Origin of the sequence: Leifsonia sp. NPDC056665, from assembly GCF_042791795.1 — a bacterium.
In the GTDB taxonomy this organism is placed as follows: domain Bacteria; phylum Actinomycetota; class Actinomycetes; order Actinomycetales; family Microbacteriaceae; genus Leifsonia.
In genome coordinates this window covers 38,957-60,117 of the sequence record NZ_JBHTXK010000021.1, presented here as the reverse complement: position 1 = coordinate 60,117, position 21,161 = coordinate 38,957, and the positions used below count along the sequence as shown (strand labels likewise).

The window sequence follows — 21,161 nt, the reverse complement described above, 5'->3', positions numbered from 1 at the left end:
GAGAGACCTCCGTGAACTCGAGGGAACCTAGACAGCTCCAACTCGACTCCGGAGGTCTCTCCTCTGTCAACAACGATCCGGGTCAGTACAGCTAGCGCCGGGAGGTACGGCCGGCCTCTCCAGGCGCGAATAGAATCGTTACGATGTCCCACCACACCATGTCCGCCCGTGAGCAGAGCGGTGACGAGTCGCCGAAGCGCCGCATCACCGGCATCGGCCGCGTCCTCGTGTTCGTCTACGGCGTGCTGGCGCTGGCCGCGACCGGCCGCAGCGTCTTCCAGATCATCGACCGCTTCCACGAGGCGCCGGTCGCGTTCACGCTGTCCGCGCTCTCGGCCGCCGTCTACATCGTCGCGACCATCGCGCTCGTCGCGCCGGGGCGGGTCTGGTACCGGGTGGCGTGGATCACGATCACCTTCGAGCTGGTGGGCGTGCTCGTGATCGGGACGCTCAGCCTGTTCGCGCCGGCGACGCTCGGCCTCCACGACATCGACCCGTTCGGGCGCGACGCGACCGTGTGGTCCGTGTACGGCATGGGCTACCTGTTCATCCCGCTGGCCCTGCCGATCCTCGGCCTGCTCTACCTGTCGAAGCACAAGCCGCGCGACGGGGCGCGTTCGTGAGGGTGTTCGGCTCCGTCGCGGAGATCCCGGACGGCTTCGGGCCGAGCGCGGTCACGATCGGCAAGTTCGACGGCGTGCACACCGGCCACCGCGCGGTGATCGAACGGCTGCGCACGGTCGCCGCCGAGCGCGGGCTGACCGCGGCGGTCATCACCTTCGACCGCAACCCGCTGGAGCTTCTCGCACCGGACAAGTGCCCGGCGTCGCTGGTGAGCAACCGGCAGAAGCTGGAGCTGCTGGCCGAGACCGGGATCGACGCGACGCTCATGGTCGCGTTCGACCGCGCGCTCGCGGACCTGCCTCCCGAGGAGTTCGTCCGCCACATCCTCGTCGACCGGCTGCACGCCGCCGCGGTGCTGATCGGGAGCGACTTCCGCTTCGGCGCGCGCGGGGCCGGCGACGTGACGCTGCTGCGCGAGCTGGGGGAGCGCTACGGCTTCACCGTCGAGCTGATCGACGACGTGCGGCCCGAGCACGGCCGCCGGGTGTCCTCCACCTGGATCCGGGAGCTGCTGGCGGCCGGCGACGTCGGGCACGCCGCCGAGCTGCTCGGCACCGTCCCGACAGTGCGCGGGATCGTCGTCCACGGCGCGGCGCGCGGACGCGAGCTCGGCTTCCCGACCGCGAACCTGTCGCCGGAGTCGGAGGGCCTCATCCCGGCGGACGGCGTCTACGCGGGCTGGCTGACCGACGACGACGGCACCCGCTATCCCGCCGCCATCTCGGTCGGCAACAACCCGACCTTCGAGGGCGTGCCGCAGAAGCAGGTGGAGGCCTACGTGCTCGACCGCGAGCTCGACCTCTACGGTCACACGGTCGACGTGGCGTTCTCCGAGCGCATCCGCGGCATGGTCGCGTACGCCGGGATCGAGCCGCTGATCGCGCAGATCGCCGCGGACGTGGAGCAGGCCCGCCGCATCCTGACGGTCGAGCCCGCGTGAGCGAGGCCACCCCGGACACCGCCTCCTCGACCGCGGCGCCGCGCCCGCTCTGGCAGGGCAGGGCGGTCGCGCTGCTCGGCATCCTGCTGGTCGCGGCGAACCTGCGCACGGCGGTCGCGGCGCTGTCGCCGATCTTCGCGGAGATCCGGGTCGAGTTCCCGGTGTCGAGCGTCGGCGTGGGGCTGCTCGGGATGCTGCCGCCGGTCTGCTTCGCGCTGTTCGGGCTCCTGGCGCCCACGTTCACCCGGCGGGTGTCGCTGGAGGCGGTGCTGCTGATCGCGCTCGGCGTGATGCTGGCCGGCCACCTCCTGCGCGCGACGGCCGGGTCGTTCGTCATGCTCGCCGTCGGGTCGGCGGTCACGTTCGCGGGGATGGGCGTCGGCAACGTGCTGCTGCCCCCGCTGGTGAAGCGCTACTTCCCCGACCGGATCGGCCTGGTGACGGCGCTCTACGCGACCGTGATGTCGGTCAGCACCCTGCTGCCGCCGCTGGTCGCCGTGCCGGTGGCGGACGCCGCCGGCTGGCACGTCTCGGTCGGGATGTGGGCGCTGGTGAGCGTGCTGGCGATCGTGCCGTGGCTGCGCATCCTGATCACCCACCGGCCGGCGCATCCCGCTCACGACGTGGAGGTCGAGGGGTCCGACCATTCGATGACCCGTCGGATCTGGCGTTCCGGACTGGCCTGGGCGATGGCGGTGGTGTTCGCGGTGTCGAGCCTCAACGCGTACGCGATGTTCGCGTGGCTGCCGCAGCTCGTGCACGACGTCGCGGGGACGCCGCCGGCGGAGGCGGGCGCGCTGCTGTCGATCTACGCCGGGATGGGCATCCCGGCCGGGCTGCTGGTGCCGCTGCTCGCCGCGCGGATGCGGAACGTCTCGCTGCTCATCTACGCCGGCGTCGCGTTCTTCATCGCGGGCTACGCCGGGCTGGTGTTCGCCCCGGCGACGGCGACCTGGCTGTGGGTGGCGTTCGCCGGCCTCGGCCCGCTGCTGTTCCCGCTGAGCCTGGTGCTGATCAACGTGCGCACGCGCACCCACGCCGGCTCGGTCGCGCTGAGCGGGTTCACCCAGGGCCTCGGCTACACCCTCGGCGCGCTCGGCCCGCTGGTGGTCGGCATCCTCCACCAGACGACGGGCGGCTGGACCGTGCCCCTCATCGTGCTGACCGCGACCGCACTGGCCGCCGCAGCGGCCGGCGCCGTCGTCGCCCGCCCCACACCCCTCGAAGACCGCTAGTCGCGCGGGTTCGCCGGCAGCATGGCGCTGCGGTGGATGAGGGCGGCGGCGCCGATGAGGGGGCCCTCGGAGGAGAGCGCGCTCGGGACGATGCGGACCTTGCGCACGAACGGGAAGTAGTGCGCCTCGATCACCGCACGCATGTGCGTGAAGAGGTCGGGGGTGGAGTGCGAGAAGCCGCCGCCGATCGCGACCAGCTCCAGGTCGAGCAGTGCCGTCGCGGAGGCGATGGCGTGACCGACGGCGCGGCCGGTGCGGGTGATCGCGGCGACGGCGACCTCGTCGCCCGCGGCGTACGCTGCGGCCAGCTCCTCGCCCGTCTCGCCGGTGAAGCCCTGGCGGCGCGCCCAGGCGACGGTGTGCGGGCCGGAGGCGATGGCCTCCAGCGCGTACGGCGCGCCGAAGGTGTCCTCACCCCTGGTGTCGCCCACCTCCACGTGCCCGATGTGCCCGGCGTTGCCGGTCGGGCCGGTGATGACCCGGCCGTCGACGATGAGTCCGCCGCCGATCCCGGTCGAGATGACCATCCCCATGACGTTGTCGACGCCCTGCGCCGCGCCCACCCAGTGCTCCGCCATCGTGATCGCCACGCCGTCCATCTCCAGCGTCACCGGCACGTCGAGCCCGGCGGAGGCCGCTACGGAGCCGATGAAGTCGCGGAGCGGGTAGTCGCGCCAGTCCGGCACGTTCAGAGGCGAGACGAGGCCGCGCTTGCGGTCGATCGGGCCGGCGCAGCCGATGCCGACGCCGACGATCGTCGCGCCGTCCGGGAGCGCAGCGAGGGTGTCGCGCACGACACCGCCGACCGAGGCCTCCAGGTCGGCGATCGTCGCCGTGCGGCCGGTCGGGAGGCGGTGGCGGGAGCCGGGGAGGAGGACGCCGTCCGCGTCCACGAGGGCGGCTTCGACCTTGGTTCCGCCGAAGTCGACGGCGAGTGCGAGGGGAGTGGCAGACACGAGCCAACGATAAACGAAACCGGCCCCGCTCATTTGAGCGTTCAACGCGCAACCGTTGCACACCGACTTATGCTGGACGCGTGGCCCTGAACGATACCGACGAGATCCTCGCCGTCAAAGCCGCAGAGCTGTACTACGAAGCCGGCAAGACCCAGGACGAGATCGGCGTCGCCCTCAACGTCTCCCGGTGGAAGGTCGGCCGGCTCCTGGTGGCGGCGCGCGAGCACGGCTTCGTGCGCATCGAGATCGTGCACCCGAGCGCCAGGAAGTTCTCGCTGGAGCGCGAGCTGTGCGGCTTCTACGGGCTCGAGGACGCGGTCGTCGTGCCCTCCGCCGAGTCCGACGCCGACTCCCAGGCCCGCGTCGCGCAGGCCGCTGCCGACTACCTCACGACCCTGCGGCCCGTCCCGCGCACCCTCGGGGTGAGCTGGGGCCGTACCCTGCACGCCGTCGCGGCGCGGCTGCGCCCGGGCTGGGCGGTCGGCGTGAACCCCGTCCAGATCAACGGCAGCGTGTCGAGCACCCGGCAGGCCACGGCCGCCGCCGACACCGCCGTGGTGATGGCCCGCAAGGCCCAGGGCACCGCGACGCTGCTGCCGAGCCCGGCGATCTTCGAGCACGCGGCCACCCGCCGCGCGATCGAGGCCGACCGGTCCGTCCAGTCCGTGCTGGAGCTCGCGCGCGGCGCGAACGCGTACCTGTTCAGCGCCGGCGTGGTCGACACCAGCTCGGTCCACGTCGACTCCGGTTACCTGTCCCCGGAGGACGTGCTCGCGCTCGCCGAGAAGGGCGCCGTCGGCGACGTCGTCGGCCGCTTCATCAACGGCGAGGGCCAGGTCGCCGACCCCGAGCTGGACAGCCGCACGCTCGGCCTCACCCTGGACGAGCTCCGGAACGCGGGCACCTCCATCGCCGTCATCGCGGGGGAGGCCAAGCACGGCATCGCCCACGCGGTCGTCGCCAGCGGGCTGTGCACCACGCTGATCACCGACGAGTCGACAGCCAACGACCTCCTCGGCCGCGTGCCGAACATGAGAAAGCAGACGTCATGACCATCGAAACGACACCGCCCGTGCGCACGCTCGCGCCGGCGGCCCGCGCCGTCGAGGTGCTGGGCGGCGACCTCACGGAGGGCTCGCTCCGGCGCTACCTCGGTGGCATCCCCGGCGTGGACGCCGTCGGGCTGGAGCAGCGCGCGGCCGGTCTCGGCACCCGCTCCATCAAGACCACCAGCAAGGCCTGGGCGCTCGACAAGATCATCGAGCTGATCGACCTGACCACGCTGGAGGGGGCGGACACGCCGGGCAAGGTGCGCTCGCTCGTCGCCAAGGCGCTCACGCCCGACCCGAGCGACCTGACCGCTCCGCGGCCCGCCGCGGTCTGCGTGTACGGCGACATGGTCCCGTACGCGGTGCAGGCGCTCGGCGCCGCCCACGCCGGCCGCGTCGCCCGCGAGACCGGCCAGCACGGCGGCATCAACGTCGCCGCTGTCGCCACGGCCTTCCCGAGCGGCCGCGCCTCCCTGCCGGTCAAGCTCGCCGACACCGCCGACGCGGTGGCGGCGGGCGCGGACGAGATCGACATGGTCATCGACCGCGGCGCGTTCCTCTCCGGCCGCTACGGCCTCGTGTTCGACGAGATCGTGGCCGTCAAGGAGGCCTGCCGCCGCGACGATGGCAGCTACGCCCACCTCAAGGTCATCCTGGAGACCGGCGAGCTGAACACCTACGACAACGTGCGGCGCGCGTCCTGGCTGAGCATCCTCGCCGGCGCGGACTTCATCAAGACCTCCACCGGCAAGGTGTCGCCCGCCGCGACCCTCCCGGTGACGCTGCTGATGCTGGAGGTCGTGCGCGACTGGCACAACCTGACCGGCGAGGAGATCGGCGTGAAGCCCGCCGGCGGCATCCGCTCCTCGAAGGACGCCATCAAGTACCTCGTGACGGTCGCCGAGACCGTGGGCGAGCGCTGGCTGCAGCCGCATCTGTTCCGGTTCGGCGCCTCCAGCCTCCTCAACGACGTGCTGCTGCAGCGCCAGAAGCTGCGCACGGGGCACTACTCCGGCGCCGACTACGTGACGATCGACTGAGACGGGACGACAACACCATGAGCTTCCTCGAATACGCCCCGGCCCCCGAGTCGCGCGCGATCCTCAACCTGCGCGACCAGTACGGGCTCTTCATCGACGGCGAGTTCGTCGACGGCCACGGAACGCCGTTCCAGACCATCTCCCCGGCGACGGAGGAGCGTATCGCGACCATCGCGACCGCGGACTCCGCCGACGTCGACCGCGCCGTCGCCGCCGCCCGCCGGGCCTACGACCGGGTCTGGTCGCGGATGAGCGGCAGCGACCGCGGCAAGTACCTGTTCCGCATCGCCCGCCTCATCCAGGAGCGCGCCCGCGAGCTGGCCGTCGCCGAGAGCCTCGACAACGGCAAGCCGATCAAGGAGAGCCGCGACGTCGACGTGCCCCTGGTCGCCGCCTGGTTCTTCTACTACGCCGGCTGGGCCGACAAGCTGGAGCACGCGGGCCTCGGCCCCGCGCCCCGCGCCCTCGGCGTCGCCGCCCAGGTCATCCCGTGGAACTTCCCGCTGCTCATGCTGGCCTGGAAGATCGCGCCGGCCCTCGCGGCAGGCAACACGGTCGTCCTGAAGCCCGCGGAGACCACCCCGCTCACCGCGCTGCTGTTCGCCGCGATCGTGCAGCAGGCGGACCTCCCCGCCGGTGTCGTCAACATCGTCACCGGCGCCGGGGAGACCGGCCGTGAGCTGGTCGCACACCCGGACGTCAACAAGGTGGCCTTCACCGGCTCCACCGCCGTCGGCCGCGAGATCGCGCGCTCGGTGGCAGGCACCGAGAAGAAGCTGACGCTGGAGCTCGGCGGCAAGGCAGCGAACATCGTCTTCGACGATGCGCCGATCGACCAGGCCATCGAGGGCATCGTCAACGGCATCTTCTTCAACCAGGGCCACGTCTGCTGCGCGGGCAGCCGCCTGCTGGTGCAGGAGAGCATCCACGACGAGGTCGTGGACCGCTTGAAGCGCCGGCTCTCCACGCTGCGCCTCGGCGACCCGCTCGACAAGAACACCGACATCGGCGCGATCAACAGCGCGGAGCAGCTCCAGCGCATCCGCGAGCTCTCCGACATCGGGGAGGCCGAGGGCGCCGACCGCTGGACGGCCGAGTGCGCCATCCCGGAGAACGGCTTCTGGTTCGCGCCGACCATCTTCGACAACGTGTCGACCAGCCACCGGATCGCCCGCGAGGAGATCTTCGGCCCGGTGCTGTCCGTGCTGACGTTCCGCACCCCGGCGGAGGCCATCGCCAAGGCGAACAACACGCCCTACGGCCTCTCCGCCGGCATCTGGACCGACAAGGGCAGCCGCATCCTCGCCGTCGCCGACCAGCTCCGCGCCGGCGTCGTCTGGGCGAACACCTTCAACCGGTTCGACCCGGCCAGCCCGTTCGGCGGCTACAAGGAGTCCGGCTACGGCCGCGAGGGCGGCAGGAACGGCCTCGGCGCGTACCTGGTGCCCGGCCGGTCGGTGCCCGCCGCCCGTCCCGCGGTCACCGCCTCCTCCTCCCGGCCTGCCCGGGCCTCCACCCGCACCACGACCCGCAAGGGAGCGACGAAATGAGCCGCCTGGCCGTGCCGAAGACCTACAAGCTCTACATCGGCGGGAAGTTCCCGCGCTCCGAGTCCGGTCGCACCTATGAGGTCGTCTCCGCGAAGGGCGGGTTCCTGGCGAACGCCGCCAAGGCCTCCCGCAAGGACGCCCGTGACGCGGTCGTGGCCGCGCGCGGCGCGGTCTCCGGCTGGGCCGGCGCCACGGCGTACAACCGCGGCCAGGTGCTGTACCGCATCGCCGAGCTGATGGACGGCCGCCGGGCCCAGTTCGTGGACGAGATCCAGAACGCCGAGGGCGTCTCCGCGGCCGTCGCCGGCGCACAAGTGGACGAGGCCATCGACCGCTGGGTCTGGTACGCCGGCTGGGCCGACAAGTTCGCCCAGGTGGCGGGCAACGCCAACCCGGTCGCCGGCCCGTACTTCAACATCTCGGTGCCCGAGCCCACCGGCGTGGTCGCGATCGTGGCCCCGCAGGACTCCAGCCTGCTCGGCTTCGTCAGCGCCATCGCCCCCGCGCTGGTCGCCGGCAACACGGTCGTCGTCGTGGCGAGCGAGCGGTTCCCGCTGTCGGCCATCAGCCTGAGCGAGGTGCTCGCGACGAGCGACGTTCCCGGCGGCGTGGTCAACATCCTCACCGGCTCGCCGGCGGAGATCGCCCCGTGGCTGGCCTCCCACGCCGACGTCAACGCGCTCGACCTGGTCGGCGCCGGAGCGCTGGAGTGGGTGGACCTGCAGATCGCCGCGGCGGACACGCTGAAGCGCGTCCTGCCCCCCGAGAACGGCCCGGACGCCGCCGCCCCGTCGCTCGACCGCATCGCGTTCTTCACCGAGACCAAGACGGTCTGGCACACCAAGTCGCTCCTTTAGAGTCGCCTGAGGCGCTCTTCCCGCCTCCCTCCTTGTGAGGGAGGATGGGAGGATGAGCGACGGGTGGGGATCTGGGCACGGAACTCTCGTCCTGGTCGGCGACAGCCTGACCCAGGGCGGCGACTGGGAGTCCTGGATGCCCGGCGAGGAGATCCTGAACCTCGGCGTCGCGGGCGACACCTCCGACGACGTGGTCGCCCGCCTGACCGACGTGGTGGAGGCCGGCCCCGCGCTCGTCGCGCTCCTCATCGGAACCAACGACCTGGCCTGGCGCCGGTCGGTCGAGCACGTCGTCCGCAACGTCGAGACCATCCTGGTCACACTCCGCAAGGAGCTGCCGGAGGTGCGCATCCTGGTGCAGTCGGTGATGCCGCGCGGCCACGAGTTCGCCGACCAGATCCGCGACATCAACCGCCACCTGTGGCAGTTCGCCCCCACTGTCCACGCCGCCTGGCTCGACCTCTGGCCGGCGATGGCCCTGGAGGACGGCGAGCTGAACCCGGCGTACACCGACGACCGCCTCCACCTCAACGCGGAGGGATACGTGGCGTGGCTGGGGGAGCTGGTGCCCGGGCTGGAGCGGGCGCGGCAGCTTCCGCCGAACAGCCGGGCGATCCAGTTGCCGGATCTGGGTGGGGCCGCGTAGGGGCCCGACTACCTCCCGCGCAGCATCTCTTCGTAGAACCGGATCCCGCGCAGCCACGTCGCCACGTGGATCCGCTCGTTGCGCGCGTGCAGCGTCCCGCGCTCGGCGGCGCTCATCTCGAACGGCGTGAAGCGGTAGACCGCGTCGCTGATCGCGGTGAAGTGCCGGCCGTCGCTCGCCCCGAGCATGATGTACGGGGTCACGATCGCGTCCGGGTGCACCGCTGCGACGGCTCCCGCCACCGCCTCCCACTGCGGCCCGGAGGTGGGGGACACCGGTGACGGTTCCGTCGGGTCGATCGTCTCGATGCGCACAAGCCGGTCGTGGATGGCGCGGCGGAGATGGGCGACGGTCTCGGCGACGCTCGAGCCGACCGCGATGCGCACGTTGAGCACCGCCGTCGCGGTCTCCGGCAGCGCGTTCGCGGCGAGGCTGCCGCTGAGCTGCGTGACCGCGGTCGTCGTGCGCACGATCGCGCGCGTCTCGTCGCTCAGCCGGCCGAGGACGGCGACCAAGGCCGGCTTCAGCCTCCTGGCACGCGTGAACACCGCGCGGAGCGGGCCGGTTGCGTGCGCGCCGAGCGTCTCCACCATCCGGAGGTTCGTCTCGGTGAGGCGGGCGGGGAACGGCCTGGCGTTCAGCCGGGTGATCGCGCGCGCGAGCCGCACGGTCGCCGTCAGCTTCGGCGGGGTGGAGGCGTGGCCGCCGTGCTGCTCGACCGTCAGCAGCACGCTCGTGATGCCCTTCTCGCTCACGCCGACCACGGCGATGGGCTTGGTCACGCCGGGGAAGACGCCCTCGACAACGGCCCCGCCCTCGTCCAGCACCAGGGCCGGCCGCACGCCGCGCCCGGCGAGGGCGGCGACGATGGCCTGCGCGCCGGAGCCGACCGTCTCCTCGTCGTGGCCGAAGCTGAGGTACACGTCCGCCGCGGGGGTGTGACCGGCGGCGACCAGCGCCTCCACCGCCTCCAGGATGGCGACGAGCGCGCCCTTGTCGTCCAGCGTGCCGCGGCTCCACAGCACGCGGTCGTGGCCGGACCCGGTGAGCTCGGCGCCGAACGGCGGGTGCTCCCAGCCCTCGTCGGTGGCGGGGACGACGTCGTAGTGCGCCATCAGGACGGTGGGGGCGCCGTCGCCCGCGCCGCGCCAGCGGTACAGCAGCGAGTGGCCGTGCTGCTCGCGATCGAGCACCGCGTGCAGGCGCGGGTACAGCTCCGGCAGCGCCGCGACGAACGCGTCGAACGCCGCCCAGTCCGTCTCCGCGACCGCGTTGCGCGACATGGTGGGGATGCGCAGCAGCGTGCGGAAGCGCTCGACGGCGGCGTCGCCGCCGAGGCGGTGGTCGTCGCTCACTCGCCGGCCGCCGTGCGGAACGCCGCCAGCGCGTCGTCGTTGAACAGCACGAAGCGCACCAGCTCCACCGAGCCGACGCCGGAGGACAGCACGGCGCGCACGGTGCTCACCGCGATCCGCGCCGCGTCGTCCATCGGCCAGCCGTAGACGCCGGCGGACACGGCGGGGAAGGCGACGGTCGCGGCGCCGAGCTCGCGGGCGACCCGCAGCGACGACCGGTAGGCGTTCTGCAGGTCGGGGGTGCGGTCCTCGTGCTGCGCCCAGACCGGGCCGACCGTGTGGATGACCCACTGCGCTGCGAGGTCTCCCGCGGTCGTCGCCACCGCCTGGCCGGTCGGCAGGCCGTCGGGCAGAGTGGTGGCGCGCAGCTCGCGGCAGGCGGCCAGGATGGCAGGGCCGCCGCGGCGGTGGATGGCGCCGTCGACGCCGCCTCCGCCGAGCAGCGAGCTGTTGGCCGCGTTGACCACGGCGTCCACGGCCTGCTCTGTGATGTCGCCGCGGACGATCTCGATCGGGTCCGTCACATCAGCCCCGGTTGTTCGAGAGCTCGTACACCTTCAGGAGCTCGAGGATGGCGTCGTCGCGCTGGTCTCCTCCCTCCTCGAACATCGTGGAGATGTGCGTCTTCAGGTGGTTCTCGACGAGCAGCTTGTTGAGCGAGCCGAGGGACTTCTGGATGGCGAGCGATTGGGTGATGATGTCGACGCAGTAGTCCTCGTTCTCTATCATCTTCTCGAGGCCGCGCAGCTGCCCCTCGAGGATGCGCGTGCGGTGCAGCGCCCTCTTCTTGATGTCTGCGATCACGGGACCAAGGATACCGCGGAAACCGGATACCCCGGCCAGGTATGCGGGAGTGACGAGTGCACCCCCTAAAGGGGGGTGTGAGAGGACATAACGCCGGGTCTATCCTCCCAACAGGGGTTGAGAAATATTCGTTTTACAGGAAAGGCCCGACTTTGCTGAAGAACCTCAGCCCGCTGCTGTCCGGTGCGCTCTTGAGCGCTCTCGATTCCATGCACGATGGCGACACGCTTACCCTTGTCGGCAGCGGCTATCCCGAAGAAGCACTCACCGCGCCCGTCGTCCACCTGGGGGAGGACGTCACCACCGAAGCGGCCGCCGAGGCCATCCTCAGCGTGTTCCCGCTCGACACCGCAGACCCGTCGCCGATTGTGTTCCTCGACCTCGCAGGAGAGCCCTACGAAGTCCCCGACGTCGCCTTCGCCGTCAACGGCATCGCTTCGGACGCAGAACTGCGTCGCATCCCGATGAGCCGGCTCGACCTCGAGCCGTTCGTCGAGCTGGCCCGCCGCTCCGCCGTCATCGTCCGTGTGGGATCGGACGCGCCGCCGTGCGCGTTCCTGTTCCGCAGGGGCGCTCTCTGAAGCAGCCGTCCGCGCCCCGGGGATGAGGTCTCGTCCCAGGGGCGCGGACCGTTCAGGGACGGTCGCCTAGAGTTGGACGGTGCCATACACCCCGCAGCCGCCCGCCTACAACCGCGCCGCCCTGGCGCCCGGCATCCTCGGCGCTCTCGTGCTGCTCTTCGGGCTGGCGTTCGCGGACTGGTACACCTACGTGGAGTACGCGGTCTGCATCCTGGCGCTCATCCTCTGCGTGTTCTCCTGGCAGGCCCGAAGCCGGTGGTGGCTCGCCGGGCTGATCCCGATCGCCCTGCTCTGGAACCCGATCTTCCCGGTCCCCGGACTCACCCCGGTGCTGCCGTTGCTGAGCCTCGCGGCGGCCGCCGTCTTCGTCGCGGCTGGGCTTCTGATCAAGATTCCGGCCCAGACACGCCGCTGACCCGTCCCGATACGGTAAAATGACGGTTGCACGGCCGTCCTGCGCCGTGCGCCCGGCGTTCTGCGATGCTCGGTCGGACCACTCGGTTCCGCTCCCCGCCGCCGCGCCGGCCCTCACGCCATACCGGCGTCGCGTCCTCTGTCAGCGCGCGGCGCCTCCACTGGAGGACCATGTCTCGTTCGGGTCAGCGCACGTCGCAACAGCGCATGTCGGGCCAAGGCGCGTCTCAGCGCGCCTCGTCGCGGCCGCAGCAGCAGCAGCGCCGCAACCGCCACGCCAACAACGACGGGCTCATCCCCGTCCTCGCGCGCAAGGTGCGTGAGGTGGAGGCGAAGGCCGCGGACGGCAAGAAGCTCGGCCCGACGAACCGCACCAAGTTCCAGGTCATCGCGTTCCTCATGCGCGAGGAGCGCGCCCGTGCCAAGGCCGATCCGGAGCTGAGCGACGCCGCGCGCGCCGAGCAGCTCAAGCGGCTGGACGGCATCGCGACGATCCTGGCGAAGACCGCGGCCCGCGACACCTCGCTCATCGCGCTGCTGGAGAGCGCCGCCGCGCCCACCGCGACGGCGCAGAAGATCCGGCGCGACTGGCTGCTGGAGTCCGGCACGGAGCTCAGCCCTGACGACCTCATCATCACGGTCGAGCGCGTGATCGCCCCCGAGAGCATCATCCCGCCGGAGCTCGCCGAGAAGCAGGTGGTGCCCGCCTCGGTCAAGGCGCGCCAGCTCTCCAACCCGTTCCTCGCCCCCGACTTCAGCAAGGGCACCGCCCCCGCCCCCGCGCCGCGCCGCCGGCTCGACTCGTGGGAGCTGCTCGGTCCGCTGTTCAAGTCGTTCGAGTACGGCGCGGGAGGCCAGGCCGCGAGCATGGAGCTCCCGCCCGCCCCGAAGATCGACCGCTACTCCCCGCAGGGGCTCGAGCTCATGCACCACCAGTCGCGCTTCATCGAGAGCGTGCGCCAGGGCCACCGCCGCTTCCTGCTCGCCGACGAGCCCGGCCTCGGCAAGACCGCGCAGTCCATCCTCGGCGCGTCCGTCGCCGGCGCCTTCCCGCTGCTCGCGGTCGTCCCGAACGTGGTCAAGATGAACTGGGCGCGCGAGGTCGAGCGCTGGACGCCGCACCGCCGCGCCACCGTCATCCACGGCGACGGCCAGGGGCTCGACGCGTTCGCCGATGTCGTCATCGTCAACTACGAGGTGCTCGACCGGCACCTGTCCTGGCTGCGCACGCTCGGCTTCCAGGGCATGGTCGTCGACGAGGCGCACTTCATCAAGAACCTGCACTCGCAGCGCTCCCGGCTCGTGCTCGGCCTGGCCGAGGCGATCCGCGAGAAGGCGGCCGACCCGCTGCTCATCGCGCTCACCGGGACGCCGCTGATCAACGACATCGACGACTTCAAGGCGATCTGGCAGTTCCTCGGCTGGATCGACGGCAACAAGCCGACCGCGGAGCTGATGGAGAGCCTGGAGGAGACCGGCCTCACGCCGGCCGACTTCGGCTTCTATGCCGCTGCGCGCGAGTCCGTCATCGATCTGGGCATCGTCCGCCGCCGCAAGGTGGACGTGGCCGCCGACCTGCCGAGCCGGCGCGTGGTCGACCTGCCGGTCGAGCTGGACGACGACCTCGGCCGCTCGATCATGCAGGCGGAGAAGGAGCTGGCCGCCCGGCTGGTCGCCCGCTTCCACCGCGCCGCCGCCGCCGGCCGTCCCGACTCGTTCGACGGCGACGACGAGGCGCACCGCAAGCACCTCATCCGCCTGGTCGCGCAGTCCGAGCTGGAGGAGGCGAAGTCGTCCAAGACCGGCGACAACGTCTTCACGATGGTCCGCAAGATCGGCCAGGCGAAGGCCGGCCTGGCCTCCGACTACACCGCGCAGCTCGCACGCTCGGTCGGCAAGGTGGTGTTCTTCGCCAAGCACATCGACGTCATGGACGCGGCGGAGGAGGCCTTCGCCGCCCGCGACCTGAAGACCATCTCCATCCGCGGCGACCAGACCGCGCTGGCCCGGCAGAAGGAGATCGACGCCTTCAACAACGACCCGGAGGTCGCGGTCGCGGTCTGCTCGCTCACGGCGGCGGGCGTCGGGCTCAACCTCCAGGCCGCGTCGAACGTGGTGCTCGCCGAGCTGTCCTGGACGGCCGCCGAGCAGACCCAGGCGATCGACCGCGTGCACCGCATCGGCCAGGACGAGCCGGTCACGGCGTGGCGGATCATCGCTGCGCAGACCATCGACTCCAAGATCGCGGAGCTGATCGACTCCAAGCAGGGCCTCGCGGCCCGCGCGCTGGACGGCAGCGACGTGGAGATCGGCTCGGCCGACTCGGTGCAGCTCGACGCCCTGATCAACCTGCTGGAGGACGCGCTGGAGGCATAGCCGGCGAAGAGGGAGCGGGCGTCAGGCGATCTCGGCGTCGTCCGGGTCGAGCGGCACCGGGCGCTCGTCGTCCGGCAGGATCCGGTCGTCGTCCTCGTCGTCGTCCACCGGCAGGTCGTCCTCGTCGCGGATGACATCGGCGGGCTCGTAGTCGCCCTCCTGCGCCTCGAGGAAGTCGTCGTCGTCCTCTCTGGTGCGGTCCGTCTCGCTCATGCCACGAGGGTACCGCGCGGGCCGAGCGTGCACGAGAGTGGTTCGCGACGGCCCGGCTCAGCCCAGGTCGAACTCGAAGTAGGCGCCGCGGTCGTCGTGCCGGATGCGCGCGGGGCCGCTGACGCCCGCGAAGTCGTCCGTGCCCGTGCCGGGGACGATGTAGCCGAACGCCGAGGGATCGTCCGGGTGCTGCAGCGCGCCGTGGTGCACCGTGAACGAGCCGGAGCGGCCGTCCGCCAGCGCCCCGGTGATCCGCTCGGCGGCGAGGTAGCCGCGGCCGCGCTCCTCCGTTCCGGAGGAGACGAAGTGCGCGACCGACTCGCCGACCAGCCCCTCGGTGTAGGTCTTGCGCATCACCACCGCGCCCAGCCAGTCGCCCGCGATGCCGGGCAGCTCCTCCGGGTCCCAGCCGGTGACGTCGAAGCGGGCGGTGACGATCGTGGAGTTGTCCATGCCCGGAGCTTAACGAGTGCGTGCGCGCACAGCTTGCAATTTCGCGACAGCGCCGAAGTGGACTAGACAGGGGACATGGCGCAGCACCATACCCAGCTCGAGATCGAGCGCAAGTACGACGTGGACGGCGACCTCCGCCCACCCCAGCTCGTCGGCGTCGGGGCGATCGCCGTCGAGAGCGAGCCGGAGACCGCCGAACTGGTGGCGACCTACTACGACACGGCCGAGCTGCGGCTCGCCAGGCAGCGCGTCGCGGTGCGCGCACGGCGCGGCGGCTCGGACGAGGGCTGGCACGTCAAGCTGCCGCCGACCGGCGAGGGGCGGCCCGAGCTGCACTGGCCGCTCGGCGACGGCGTGGAGCCGCCGGCGGACCTGCGCGAGGCCATCCGCGAGCAGCTCGGCGACGGCGTCCTGATCCCGGTCGCGCGCGTGACGAACAGCCGCGACACCACCCTCCTCAAGGACGCGGCGGGCTTCGAGCTCGCCGAGCTGTGCGACGACCACGTCCGCGGCGAGAACCTGCAGACCGGCGCGAGCGACGCCTGGCGGGAGTGGGAGGTCGAGCTGCTCAGCGGCGCCCCCGACTCGCGCGAGCGCCGCACAGCGCTCCTCGACGGCATCGAGGCGGAGCTGCTGGCGGCGGGCGCCCGGCCCTCCGCGAGCTCGTCCAAGCTCCAGCGCGCGCTCGGCCTCTGAGCGGCCGGGCGCCGAAGGATTTTGGTGCTCCGGTATACCTCGGGCATGATGCCTCTGATCGGCCCGGGCGCGGCGGGATTTTGGTGCTCCGGTATACCTCGGGCATGATGCTCAGGGGCGCAACGAGAAAGAGAGCAGCATGAAGATCGGCATCCTGACCAGTGGCGGCGACTGTCCCGGACTGAACGCGGTCATCCGCGGCGCGGTCCTCAAGGGCGACCGTGTGTACGGGTCCGAGTTCGCCGGCTTCCGCTACGGCTGGCGCGGCGTGGTCGATGGCGACATCATGCCGCTCGACCGGCACAGCGTCCGCGGGCTCTCGCGCCAGGGCGGCACCATCCTCGGCTCCAGCCGCACCAACCCGTTCGAGGGCGACAAGGGCGGCCCGGAGAACATCCAGCGGATGATGGACGAGAACGGCATCGACGCGATCATCGCGATCGGCGGCGAGGGCACGCTCACGGCGGCCCGCCGGCTCACCGACGCGGGCCTGAAGATCGTCGGCGTGCCGAAGACCATCGACAACGACCTCGCCGCCACCGACTACTCCTTCGGCTTCGACACCGCGGTGGAGATCGCGACAGAGGCCATCGACCGCCTCCGCACCACCGCTGAGTCGCACCAGCGCTGCATGGTGGTGGAGGTCATGGGCCGCCACGTCGGCTGGATCGCCCTGCACTCGGGCATGGCGGGCGGCGCGCACGCCATCCTCATCCCGGAGCAGCCCAAGTCCATCGAGCAGATCTGCGAGTGGGTCGAGTCGGTGCGCGACCGCGGCCGCGCGCCGGTGATCGTCGTCTCCGAGGGCTTCCACCTCGACACGATGGAGGAGGCGCACTCGCACAAGGGCCTCGACGCCTTCAACCGTCCGCGCCTCGGCGGGATCGGCGAGATGCTGGCCCCGATGATCGAGGAGCGCACCGGCATCGAGTCGCGCGCGTCGGTCCTCGGCCACATGCAGCGCGGCGGCGTCCCCAGCGCCTACGACCGCGTGCTCGCGACCCGGCTCGGCATGGCGGCGGTCGACGCGGCCTACGAGGGCCGCTGGGGCTCGATGGTGTCGCTGCGCGGCACCGACGTCGTGAACGTGTCGATCGCCGACGCGACCGGCGGCCTCAAGACCGTTCCGCCTGCGCGGTACGAGGAGGCGGAGCTGCTCTTCGGCTGACCGCCCCTCCCTTCCGGCGAGGCGCGGGGTTAGGCTCCACCGTATGAGCGGAAGGAGCCCCACGGTGCCCAGATTCGTCCAGCTCGAGGAGTTCGGCTCGCGCGAGTTCCTCCACCTCGTCGAGCGGGAGCGACCGTGGCCGGGGCCAGGACAGGTGCTGGTGCGGGTGATGGCCGCCGGCCTCAACCCGATGGACTACAAGGCGTACCGCAGCGAAAAGGCGGCCGCCCGGATGGGCGTGACCCTGCCGAGCGGGATGGGCCAGGACTTCGCCGGCTTCGTGGAGGAGCGCGGTGAGGGCGCCGTGCGGTTCGGGCTCGGCCAGGCCGTGTTCGGCACGGCTCCGTTCGCCGCGCTCGCGGACTTCGTCGTGGTCGCCGAGGACGGGCAGATCGTCGAGAAGCCGGACCCGCTCACCTTCGAGGTGGCCGGGTCGCTCGGCGTGGTCGGGCGCACCGCGATGGCGACCGCCGCCTCGCTCGACCTCGGCGAGGCCGACACCGTGCTGGTGAGCGCGGCGGCCGGCGGGGTCGGGGTGCTCGCGGCGCAGCTCGCGATCCGCTGCGGAGCGACGGTCGTCGGCACGGCGGGCGAGGAGAACCACGAGTACCTGGAGACGCTGGGCATCATCCCCGTCGCGTACGGGGAAGGGTTGGCCGACCGGGTGCGCGAGGTCCTGGACGACGGGCAGCGCGTGACGGCGGTCCTCGACAACCACGGGCCGGACACCATCGACGCCGCGATCGAGCTCGGCGTCCCCCCGGAGCGGATCAACACGATCGCCGCTTTCGGCCCGGCCGCCCGCGGCGCGCGCACCGTCGGAGGACGCACGGCGGGCAACGCCGAGCTGGCCGAGCTCGCCGACCTCCTCGCGCAGAACGAGCTGGTTCTGCCGATCGACTCGATCTGGCCGATCGAGCGCACCGTCGAGGCGTACGGGCGGCTGGAGGCCGGCCACGTGCGCGGCAAGATCGTGATCGTCACCGACTGAGCGCGGCGTCACAGCGCGGCGTCAGCTCGGCTTCTGCAGCCCCAGCGTGGCGAACAGCAGCGGGAGGCCGCCGTTCAGCCCGCCCATCAGCGCGCCCATGCCGTGGCCTCCCGTCGGGAGGTCGACGAACGTGCTGGCGACCCCGGCGCGCTGCGCGGCCCGCAGCTCCGCCTGCGCCACGTGGTGGTAGGCCGGATCGTCGCGGCACGCGGTGAAGATCATGCTGCCGGGGAACGCCCCCGGCGCGAGCCGGTTGAACGGCTTCGCGCGGTCGTAGGCGGCCCTGTCGCCGTGGAAGAACTCGTTCAGCGTGGCGGCGGGATGCTCGGCGCCGGGGAACTCCTCGCCGGAGATGTCGAGCACATTCGAGAACAGCTCGGGATGGTCGATGCCGAACGACAGCCCGCACAGGCCGCCGTTCGAGTACCCGGCGACCGACCAGAACCGGTGGTCGTGCGTGATCGGCAGGTGCCGATCCGCCCAGTCCGTGACGTCCCGGGTGATGTAGGTCGCCGCGTTGCCATAGCGCGCGGTGTCGAGGCACAGGGTGTCCGGCATCCCGGCGCCGAGCTGGTCGGCCACGACGACGACGGGCGCGAGGCCGTGATGCTGGGCGGCGAGCGCGTTCAGCACAGACGCGATCGGCTCCGGGTCCGGATTGCCGGGCTGGCCCATCATCATCACGACGAGCGGCAGCGCGGGCGGGTGCGCCACCAGGGCGGCGGGCGGCAGGTAGACGCCGGCCTCCCTGGCGTGGAAGCCGCTGACCGTCCCCGGGATGTGCGCCGTGCCGGTCTTGCCCTTGAGCGGCATGTCGGCAGGCGCCTTCCAGTCCCTCCAGAGGGCGACGTCGTAGGCCGTGCTCTGGTGGGCGAGCGGCTTGGTCTTGATCGGGTTCGGGATCGTGATGGCCAGGACGTTTCCGACCGTGCGGTCGAGACCGTAGTTCAGGTTGATGCCCAGGGCCGCGGCGAGCACGAAGGCGGGCGCGGCGACGATGGCCACGGCCGTGCGCCAGCGCGGCGCGCGGCCGATGCTGGCCACGCAGAGCGCCACGCCGCAGAACACCGCGGCCACCCAGAGGTAGTTCCCGGCGCCGAGGGACTCGCCGAACAGGTTCAGCCAGCGGACGCACACCAGCCAGGTGATGACGGCGCCGAGGAGGCCGATCGCGCCGGCCAGGCCGAGCCGGCGGAGCAGCGCGAGCGACGGACGGCGCGCCAGCAGGGCGACCAGCAGCGCGGCGGCGATGGCGAACACCAGGATCGGGACGGGCCCGCCGAGCACATCGATCGAGAGCAGTGCGTCAAACACGGCGCGCCGGCGGGATTCCCATACGAGCAATCTATGGCCGACAATCGAACGAACGGTGAACGAGGCCTGGGAACCGGGGGCGTATTCTCGGGCCGCGCCCCCGAACTAGGGGTGATCCGTCAACGCGAGAGGAGCAGCCATGATCGACGAGGACATCGCGCGTCTGCTGCGCGCCGCCGGCCTGCGCTGGCAACCGGCGTCGGGGGACACCTTCGCCATCGACCGACCGGGGATGGCGGGCGAGCGCTTCACCGTGAGCGAGATGACGATCGAGCCGCACCACTTCGACACCGGCACGATCCTCGGCTTCAACGGCACCACCGAGTGGGCGCTCGACTCGCTCGCCGTCGAGGACGCGCTGTGGATCCCGCGCGAGGACCAGCTCAGGGAGCTGCTGGGCGGCTCCTTCCGCCACCTCGCGCGCACGGCGGACGGCTACCGGGTCACCCTGGAGCTGGAGGGCGTCGAGCGCTTCTTCGAGGAGGAGGACGCCGCGTCCGCCTACGCGCAGGCGCTGCTGTCGCTCATCGCCCGGGCGGTGGCGTAGCCAGCACGGAGCGGTCGAGGTCGGCGACGCGCGCCACGCCGGAGAGCCCGAGCGTGATGTCGAGCTCGGCGAGGAGGTTGCGGAGCAGCTCGCTGACGCCGCGCTCGCCGGCCAGCGCGAGCGCGTAGGGGTACGGCCTCCCGACCGCGACGGCTCTGGCGCCGAGTGCGAGCGCGATCACGGCGTCCGCGCCGCCGCGGATCCCGCTGTCGAACAGCACGGGGAGGCGGCCGGCGACCGCGTCCACGACGCCGGGCAGCGCGTCGAGCGCCGCGACCTCGCCGTCGATCTGCCGGCCGCCGTGCGTGGACACCTGCACGGCGTCCACGCCCGCGTCGACGGCGCGGCGGGCGTCGTCGGGGTGCAGGACGCCCTTGAGGACGATCGGGAGGCTCGTGTGCTCGCGCAGGAAGGCGAGGTCGTCCCAGCCGAGCGACGGGTCGGCGAACACGTCGAGGAACGTCTCGACCGCCGCGAGCGGCTCGCCGGAGCGCAGGTTCTCGCGCAGGTCGCCGGGATGGTGGCGCAGGATGCTCGCGAACGACGCCAGCGCCGCCGGGGTGACCGCGGTGCGCTCGCGCGGACCCGCACTCGCCATCCGCTCGCGCACCAGGCGGCGGAAGACCGGGTCGCTGGTGTACTGGGCGATGCCGATGCCGCGGCTGAACGGGAGGTAGCCGAGGTCGAGGTCCCGCGGGCGCCAGCCCAGCACGTGCGTGTCCAGGGTGACCACGATCGCCTCGCAGCCGCTGGCCTCCGCCCGGGCGACCAGGCTCGCGACCAGGTCGCGCGACGAGCTCCAGTAGAGCTGGAACCAGCGCGCGGCGCCGGGCCGGACGTCCTCCATCGCGGCGGCGACGGCCTCCATCGGCGCCGAGGCCTGGGTGGAGAGCACGGCCGGGATGCCGTGGGCGGCGGCGGCGCGCGCGGCGGCCGCGTCGCCGTCTCGGCGGGCCAGCTCGAGCACGCCGATCGGCGCCAGCAGCAGGGGAGTGGGCAGCCGGCGGCCGAACAGCTCGATGGAGAGATCGCGCTGCGAGACGTCCCGCAGCACCCTCGGCACGATCCGGTGCCGCGAGAACGCCTCGGTGTCGGCCCGGTCGGTGCGCTCCCGCCCCGCGGAGCCCGCGATGTAGGCGAAGGCGGCGCGCGACATCCGCCTGCGCGCCGCGCGCTCCAGTTCGGGGAACGCGACCGGGATGGCCGGCCGCCGCCCGCTCACGCCCGCGCGGTACACGACGCTCTGCGCCGTGCGGCCGATGCTGGTCCCGATGCTCGCCGTCATCCGCCCATTCTGCCCCGCACCCGATCTACGTGACAGGACACGCCGTCTCGCGCGGCGGCGAGACGGC

The 21,161-nt window shown here is 72.0% G+C and carries 23 protein-coding genes; 15 read left to right on the top strand and 8 right to left on the bottom strand.

The features are described from left to right. The first annotated feature begins 143 nt into the window (after window positions 1–143). The 3 genes from ACFQ9V_RS16995 to ACFQ9V_RS16985 are packed head-to-tail and all read left to right on the top strand — an operon-like array spanning window position 144 to window position 2,799. Window positions 144–623, top strand: coding sequence for a hypothetical protein (locus ACFQ9V_RS16995; protein ID WP_382460291.1), 480 nt, complete (start codon window positions 144–146; stop codon window positions 621–623). Continuing rightward, window positions 620–1,564, top strand: a complete 945-nt coding sequence (locus ACFQ9V_RS16990) for a bifunctional riboflavin kinase/FAD synthetase (RefSeq protein WP_382460290.1) — start codon at window positions 620–622, stop codon at window positions 1,562–1,564. The genes ACFQ9V_RS16995 and ACFQ9V_RS16990 overlap by 4 nt, the downstream gene beginning before the upstream one ends. Continuing rightward, window positions 1,561–2,799, top strand: coding sequence for a CynX/NimT family MFS transporter (locus ACFQ9V_RS16985; RefSeq protein ID WP_382460289.1), 1,239 nt, complete (start codon window positions 1,561–1,563; stop codon window positions 2,797–2,799). The genes ACFQ9V_RS16990 and ACFQ9V_RS16985 overlap by 4 nt, the downstream gene beginning before the upstream one ends. Here the strand turns inward: ACFQ9V_RS16985 and ACFQ9V_RS16980 are convergent. Further along, the gene (locus tag ACFQ9V_RS16980) at window positions 2,796–3,755 is read right to left on the bottom strand and encodes an ROK family protein (RefSeq protein WP_382460288.1); all 960 of its coding nucleotides are present in this window, start codon (window positions 3,753–3,755) and stop codon (window positions 2,796–2,798) included. The two genes, ACFQ9V_RS16985 and ACFQ9V_RS16980, sit on opposite strands and share 4 nt — an antisense overlap. Window positions 3,756–3,835: 80 nt before the next feature. On the opposite strand from ACFQ9V_RS16980, the gene ACFQ9V_RS16975 reads away from it, so the two are divergent. The 5 genes from ACFQ9V_RS16975 to ACFQ9V_RS16955 are packed head-to-tail and all read left to right on the top strand — an operon-like array spanning window position 3,836 to window position 8,897. Continuing rightward, a complete protein-coding gene (locus tag ACFQ9V_RS16975) occupies window positions 3,836–4,807 on the top strand; it encodes a sugar-binding transcriptional regulator (protein ID WP_382460287.1) in 972 nt (323 codons plus the stop codon). Then, window positions 4,804–5,844, top strand: a complete 1,041-nt coding sequence (deoC, locus tag ACFQ9V_RS16970; RefSeq protein WP_382460286.1) for a deoxyribose-phosphate aldolase — start codon at window positions 4,804–4,806, stop codon at window positions 5,842–5,844. Before ACFQ9V_RS16975 ends, deoC begins: the two co-directional genes overlap by 4 nt. A 17-nt stretch (window positions 5,845–5,861) precedes the next feature. Next, window positions 5,862–7,394: an aldehyde dehydrogenase family protein gene (locus ACFQ9V_RS16965; protein ID WP_382460285.1), complete on the top strand. Its 1,533-nt coding sequence runs from the start codon at window positions 5,862–5,864 to the stop codon at window positions 7,392–7,394. Beyond that, entirely contained in the window at window positions 7,391–8,251 is an 861-nt protein-coding gene (locus tag ACFQ9V_RS16960) for an aldehyde dehydrogenase family protein (protein WP_382460284.1), read from the top strand. The genes ACFQ9V_RS16965 and ACFQ9V_RS16960 overlap by 4 nt, the downstream gene beginning before the upstream one ends. A gap of 52 nt (window positions 8,252–8,303) precedes the next feature. Next, window positions 8,304–8,897, top strand: coding sequence for an SGNH/GDSL hydrolase family protein (locus tag ACFQ9V_RS16955; RefSeq protein ID WP_382460283.1), 594 nt, complete (start codon window positions 8,304–8,306; stop codon window positions 8,895–8,897). A gap of 8 nt (window positions 8,898–8,905) precedes the next feature. On the opposite strand, the gene ACFQ9V_RS16950 is transcribed toward ACFQ9V_RS16955, so the two are convergent. From ACFQ9V_RS16950 to ACFQ9V_RS16940, 3 genes are all read right to left on the bottom strand, one after another. Continuing rightward, window positions 8,906–10,180, bottom strand: a complete 1,275-nt coding sequence (locus ACFQ9V_RS16950) for a M20/M25/M40 family metallo-hydrolase (protein ID WP_382460296.1) — start codon at window positions 10,178–10,180, stop codon at window positions 8,906–8,908. A 68-nt stretch (window positions 10,181–10,248) separates the two neighbouring features. Next, window positions 10,249–10,776 carry an O-acetyl-ADP-ribose deacetylase gene (locus tag ACFQ9V_RS16945; protein ID WP_382460282.1) on the bottom strand — a complete coding sequence of 176 codons (528 nt, stop codon included), beginning with the start codon at window positions 10,774–10,776 and terminating at the stop codon, window positions 10,249–10,251. 1 nt (window position 10,777) lies between these two features. After that, the gene (locus tag ACFQ9V_RS16940; protein WP_345836414.1) at window positions 10,778–11,056 is read right to left on the bottom strand and encodes a metal-sensitive transcriptional regulator; all 279 of its coding nucleotides are present in this window, start codon (window positions 11,054–11,056) and stop codon (window positions 10,778–10,780) included. 152 nt (window positions 11,057–11,208) lie between these two features. On the opposite strand from ACFQ9V_RS16940, the gene ACFQ9V_RS16935 reads away from it, so the two are divergent. The 3 genes from ACFQ9V_RS16935 to ACFQ9V_RS16925 all read left to right on the top strand — a co-directional run bounded on the left by ACFQ9V_RS16935 (window position 11,209) and on the right by ACFQ9V_RS16925 (window position 14,427). Further along, the gene (locus tag ACFQ9V_RS16935; RefSeq protein WP_382460281.1) at window positions 11,209–11,637 is read left to right on the top strand and encodes an RbsD/FucU domain-containing protein; all 429 of its coding nucleotides are present in this window, start codon (window positions 11,209–11,211) and stop codon (window positions 11,635–11,637) included. Between the two features lie 79 nt (window positions 11,638–11,716). Then, entirely contained in the window at window positions 11,717–12,052 is a 336-nt protein-coding gene (locus ACFQ9V_RS16930; protein ID WP_382460280.1) for a DUF6804 family protein, read from the top strand. Window positions 12,053–12,222: 170 nt separating this feature from the next. Beyond that, the gene (locus tag ACFQ9V_RS16925) at window positions 12,223–14,427 is read left to right on the top strand and encodes a DEAD/DEAH box helicase (protein WP_382460279.1); all 2,205 of its coding nucleotides are present in this window, start codon (window positions 12,223–12,225) and stop codon (window positions 14,425–14,427) included. A 21-nt stretch (window positions 14,428–14,448) separates the two neighbouring features. Here the strand turns inward: ACFQ9V_RS16925 and ACFQ9V_RS16920 are convergent, their stop codons facing one another. Together ACFQ9V_RS16920 and ACFQ9V_RS16915 are read right to left on the bottom strand one after the other, a co-directional pair. After that, the gene (locus tag ACFQ9V_RS16920; protein WP_382460278.1) at window positions 14,449–14,640 is read right to left on the bottom strand and encodes a hypothetical protein; all 192 of its coding nucleotides are present in this window, start codon (window positions 14,638–14,640) and stop codon (window positions 14,449–14,451) included. A gap of 57 nt (window positions 14,641–14,697) precedes the next feature. Continuing rightward, a complete protein-coding gene (locus tag ACFQ9V_RS16915; protein WP_382460277.1) occupies window positions 14,698–15,093 on the bottom strand; it encodes a DUF3224 domain-containing protein in 396 nt (131 codons plus the stop codon). Window positions 15,094–15,168: 75 nt separating this feature from the next. Between ACFQ9V_RS16915 and ACFQ9V_RS16910 the strand changes: the two genes are divergently transcribed. The 3 genes from ACFQ9V_RS16910 to ACFQ9V_RS16900 all read left to right on the top strand — a co-directional run bounded on the left by ACFQ9V_RS16910 (window position 15,169) and on the right by ACFQ9V_RS16900 (window position 17,948). Beyond that, window positions 15,169–15,789 (top strand): CYTH domain-containing protein, encoded by a 621-nt coding sequence (locus ACFQ9V_RS16910; RefSeq protein WP_382460276.1) that lies wholly within the window; start codon window positions 15,169–15,171, stop codon window positions 15,787–15,789. 139 nt (window positions 15,790–15,928) lie between these two features. Continuing rightward, window positions 15,929–16,957 carry a 6-phosphofructokinase gene (locus tag ACFQ9V_RS16905; RefSeq protein WP_370056938.1) on the top strand — a complete coding sequence of 343 codons (1,029 nt, stop codon included), beginning with the start codon at window positions 15,929–15,931 and terminating at the stop codon, window positions 16,955–16,957. Window positions 16,958–17,021: 64 nt separating this feature from the next. Further along, a complete protein-coding gene (locus ACFQ9V_RS16900) occupies window positions 17,022–17,948 on the top strand; it encodes an NADP-dependent oxidoreductase (protein ID WP_382460275.1) in 927 nt (308 codons plus the stop codon). Window positions 17,949–17,969: 21 nt separating this feature from the next. On the opposite strand, the gene ACFQ9V_RS16895 is transcribed toward ACFQ9V_RS16900, so the two are convergent. After that, window positions 17,970–19,262: an alpha/beta hydrolase gene (locus ACFQ9V_RS16895; RefSeq protein ID WP_382460274.1), complete on the bottom strand. Its 1,293-nt coding sequence runs from the start codon at window positions 19,260–19,262 to the stop codon at window positions 17,970–17,972. 139 nt (window positions 19,263–19,401) lie between these two features. On the opposite strand from ACFQ9V_RS16895, the gene ACFQ9V_RS16890 reads away from it, so the two are divergent. Further along, the gene (locus tag ACFQ9V_RS16890; RefSeq protein ID WP_382460273.1) at window positions 19,402–19,809 is read left to right on the top strand and encodes a hypothetical protein; all 408 of its coding nucleotides are present in this window, start codon (window positions 19,402–19,404) and stop codon (window positions 19,807–19,809) included. Here the strand turns inward: ACFQ9V_RS16890 and ACFQ9V_RS16885 are convergent. Further along, window positions 19,787–21,094: an alpha-hydroxy-acid oxidizing protein gene (locus ACFQ9V_RS16885; protein ID WP_382460272.1), complete on the bottom strand. Its 1,308-nt coding sequence runs from the start codon at window positions 21,092–21,094 to the stop codon at window positions 19,787–19,789. The genes ACFQ9V_RS16890 and ACFQ9V_RS16885 overlap by 23 nt on opposite strands. Between the last annotated feature and the right edge of the window lie 67 nt (window positions 21,095–21,161).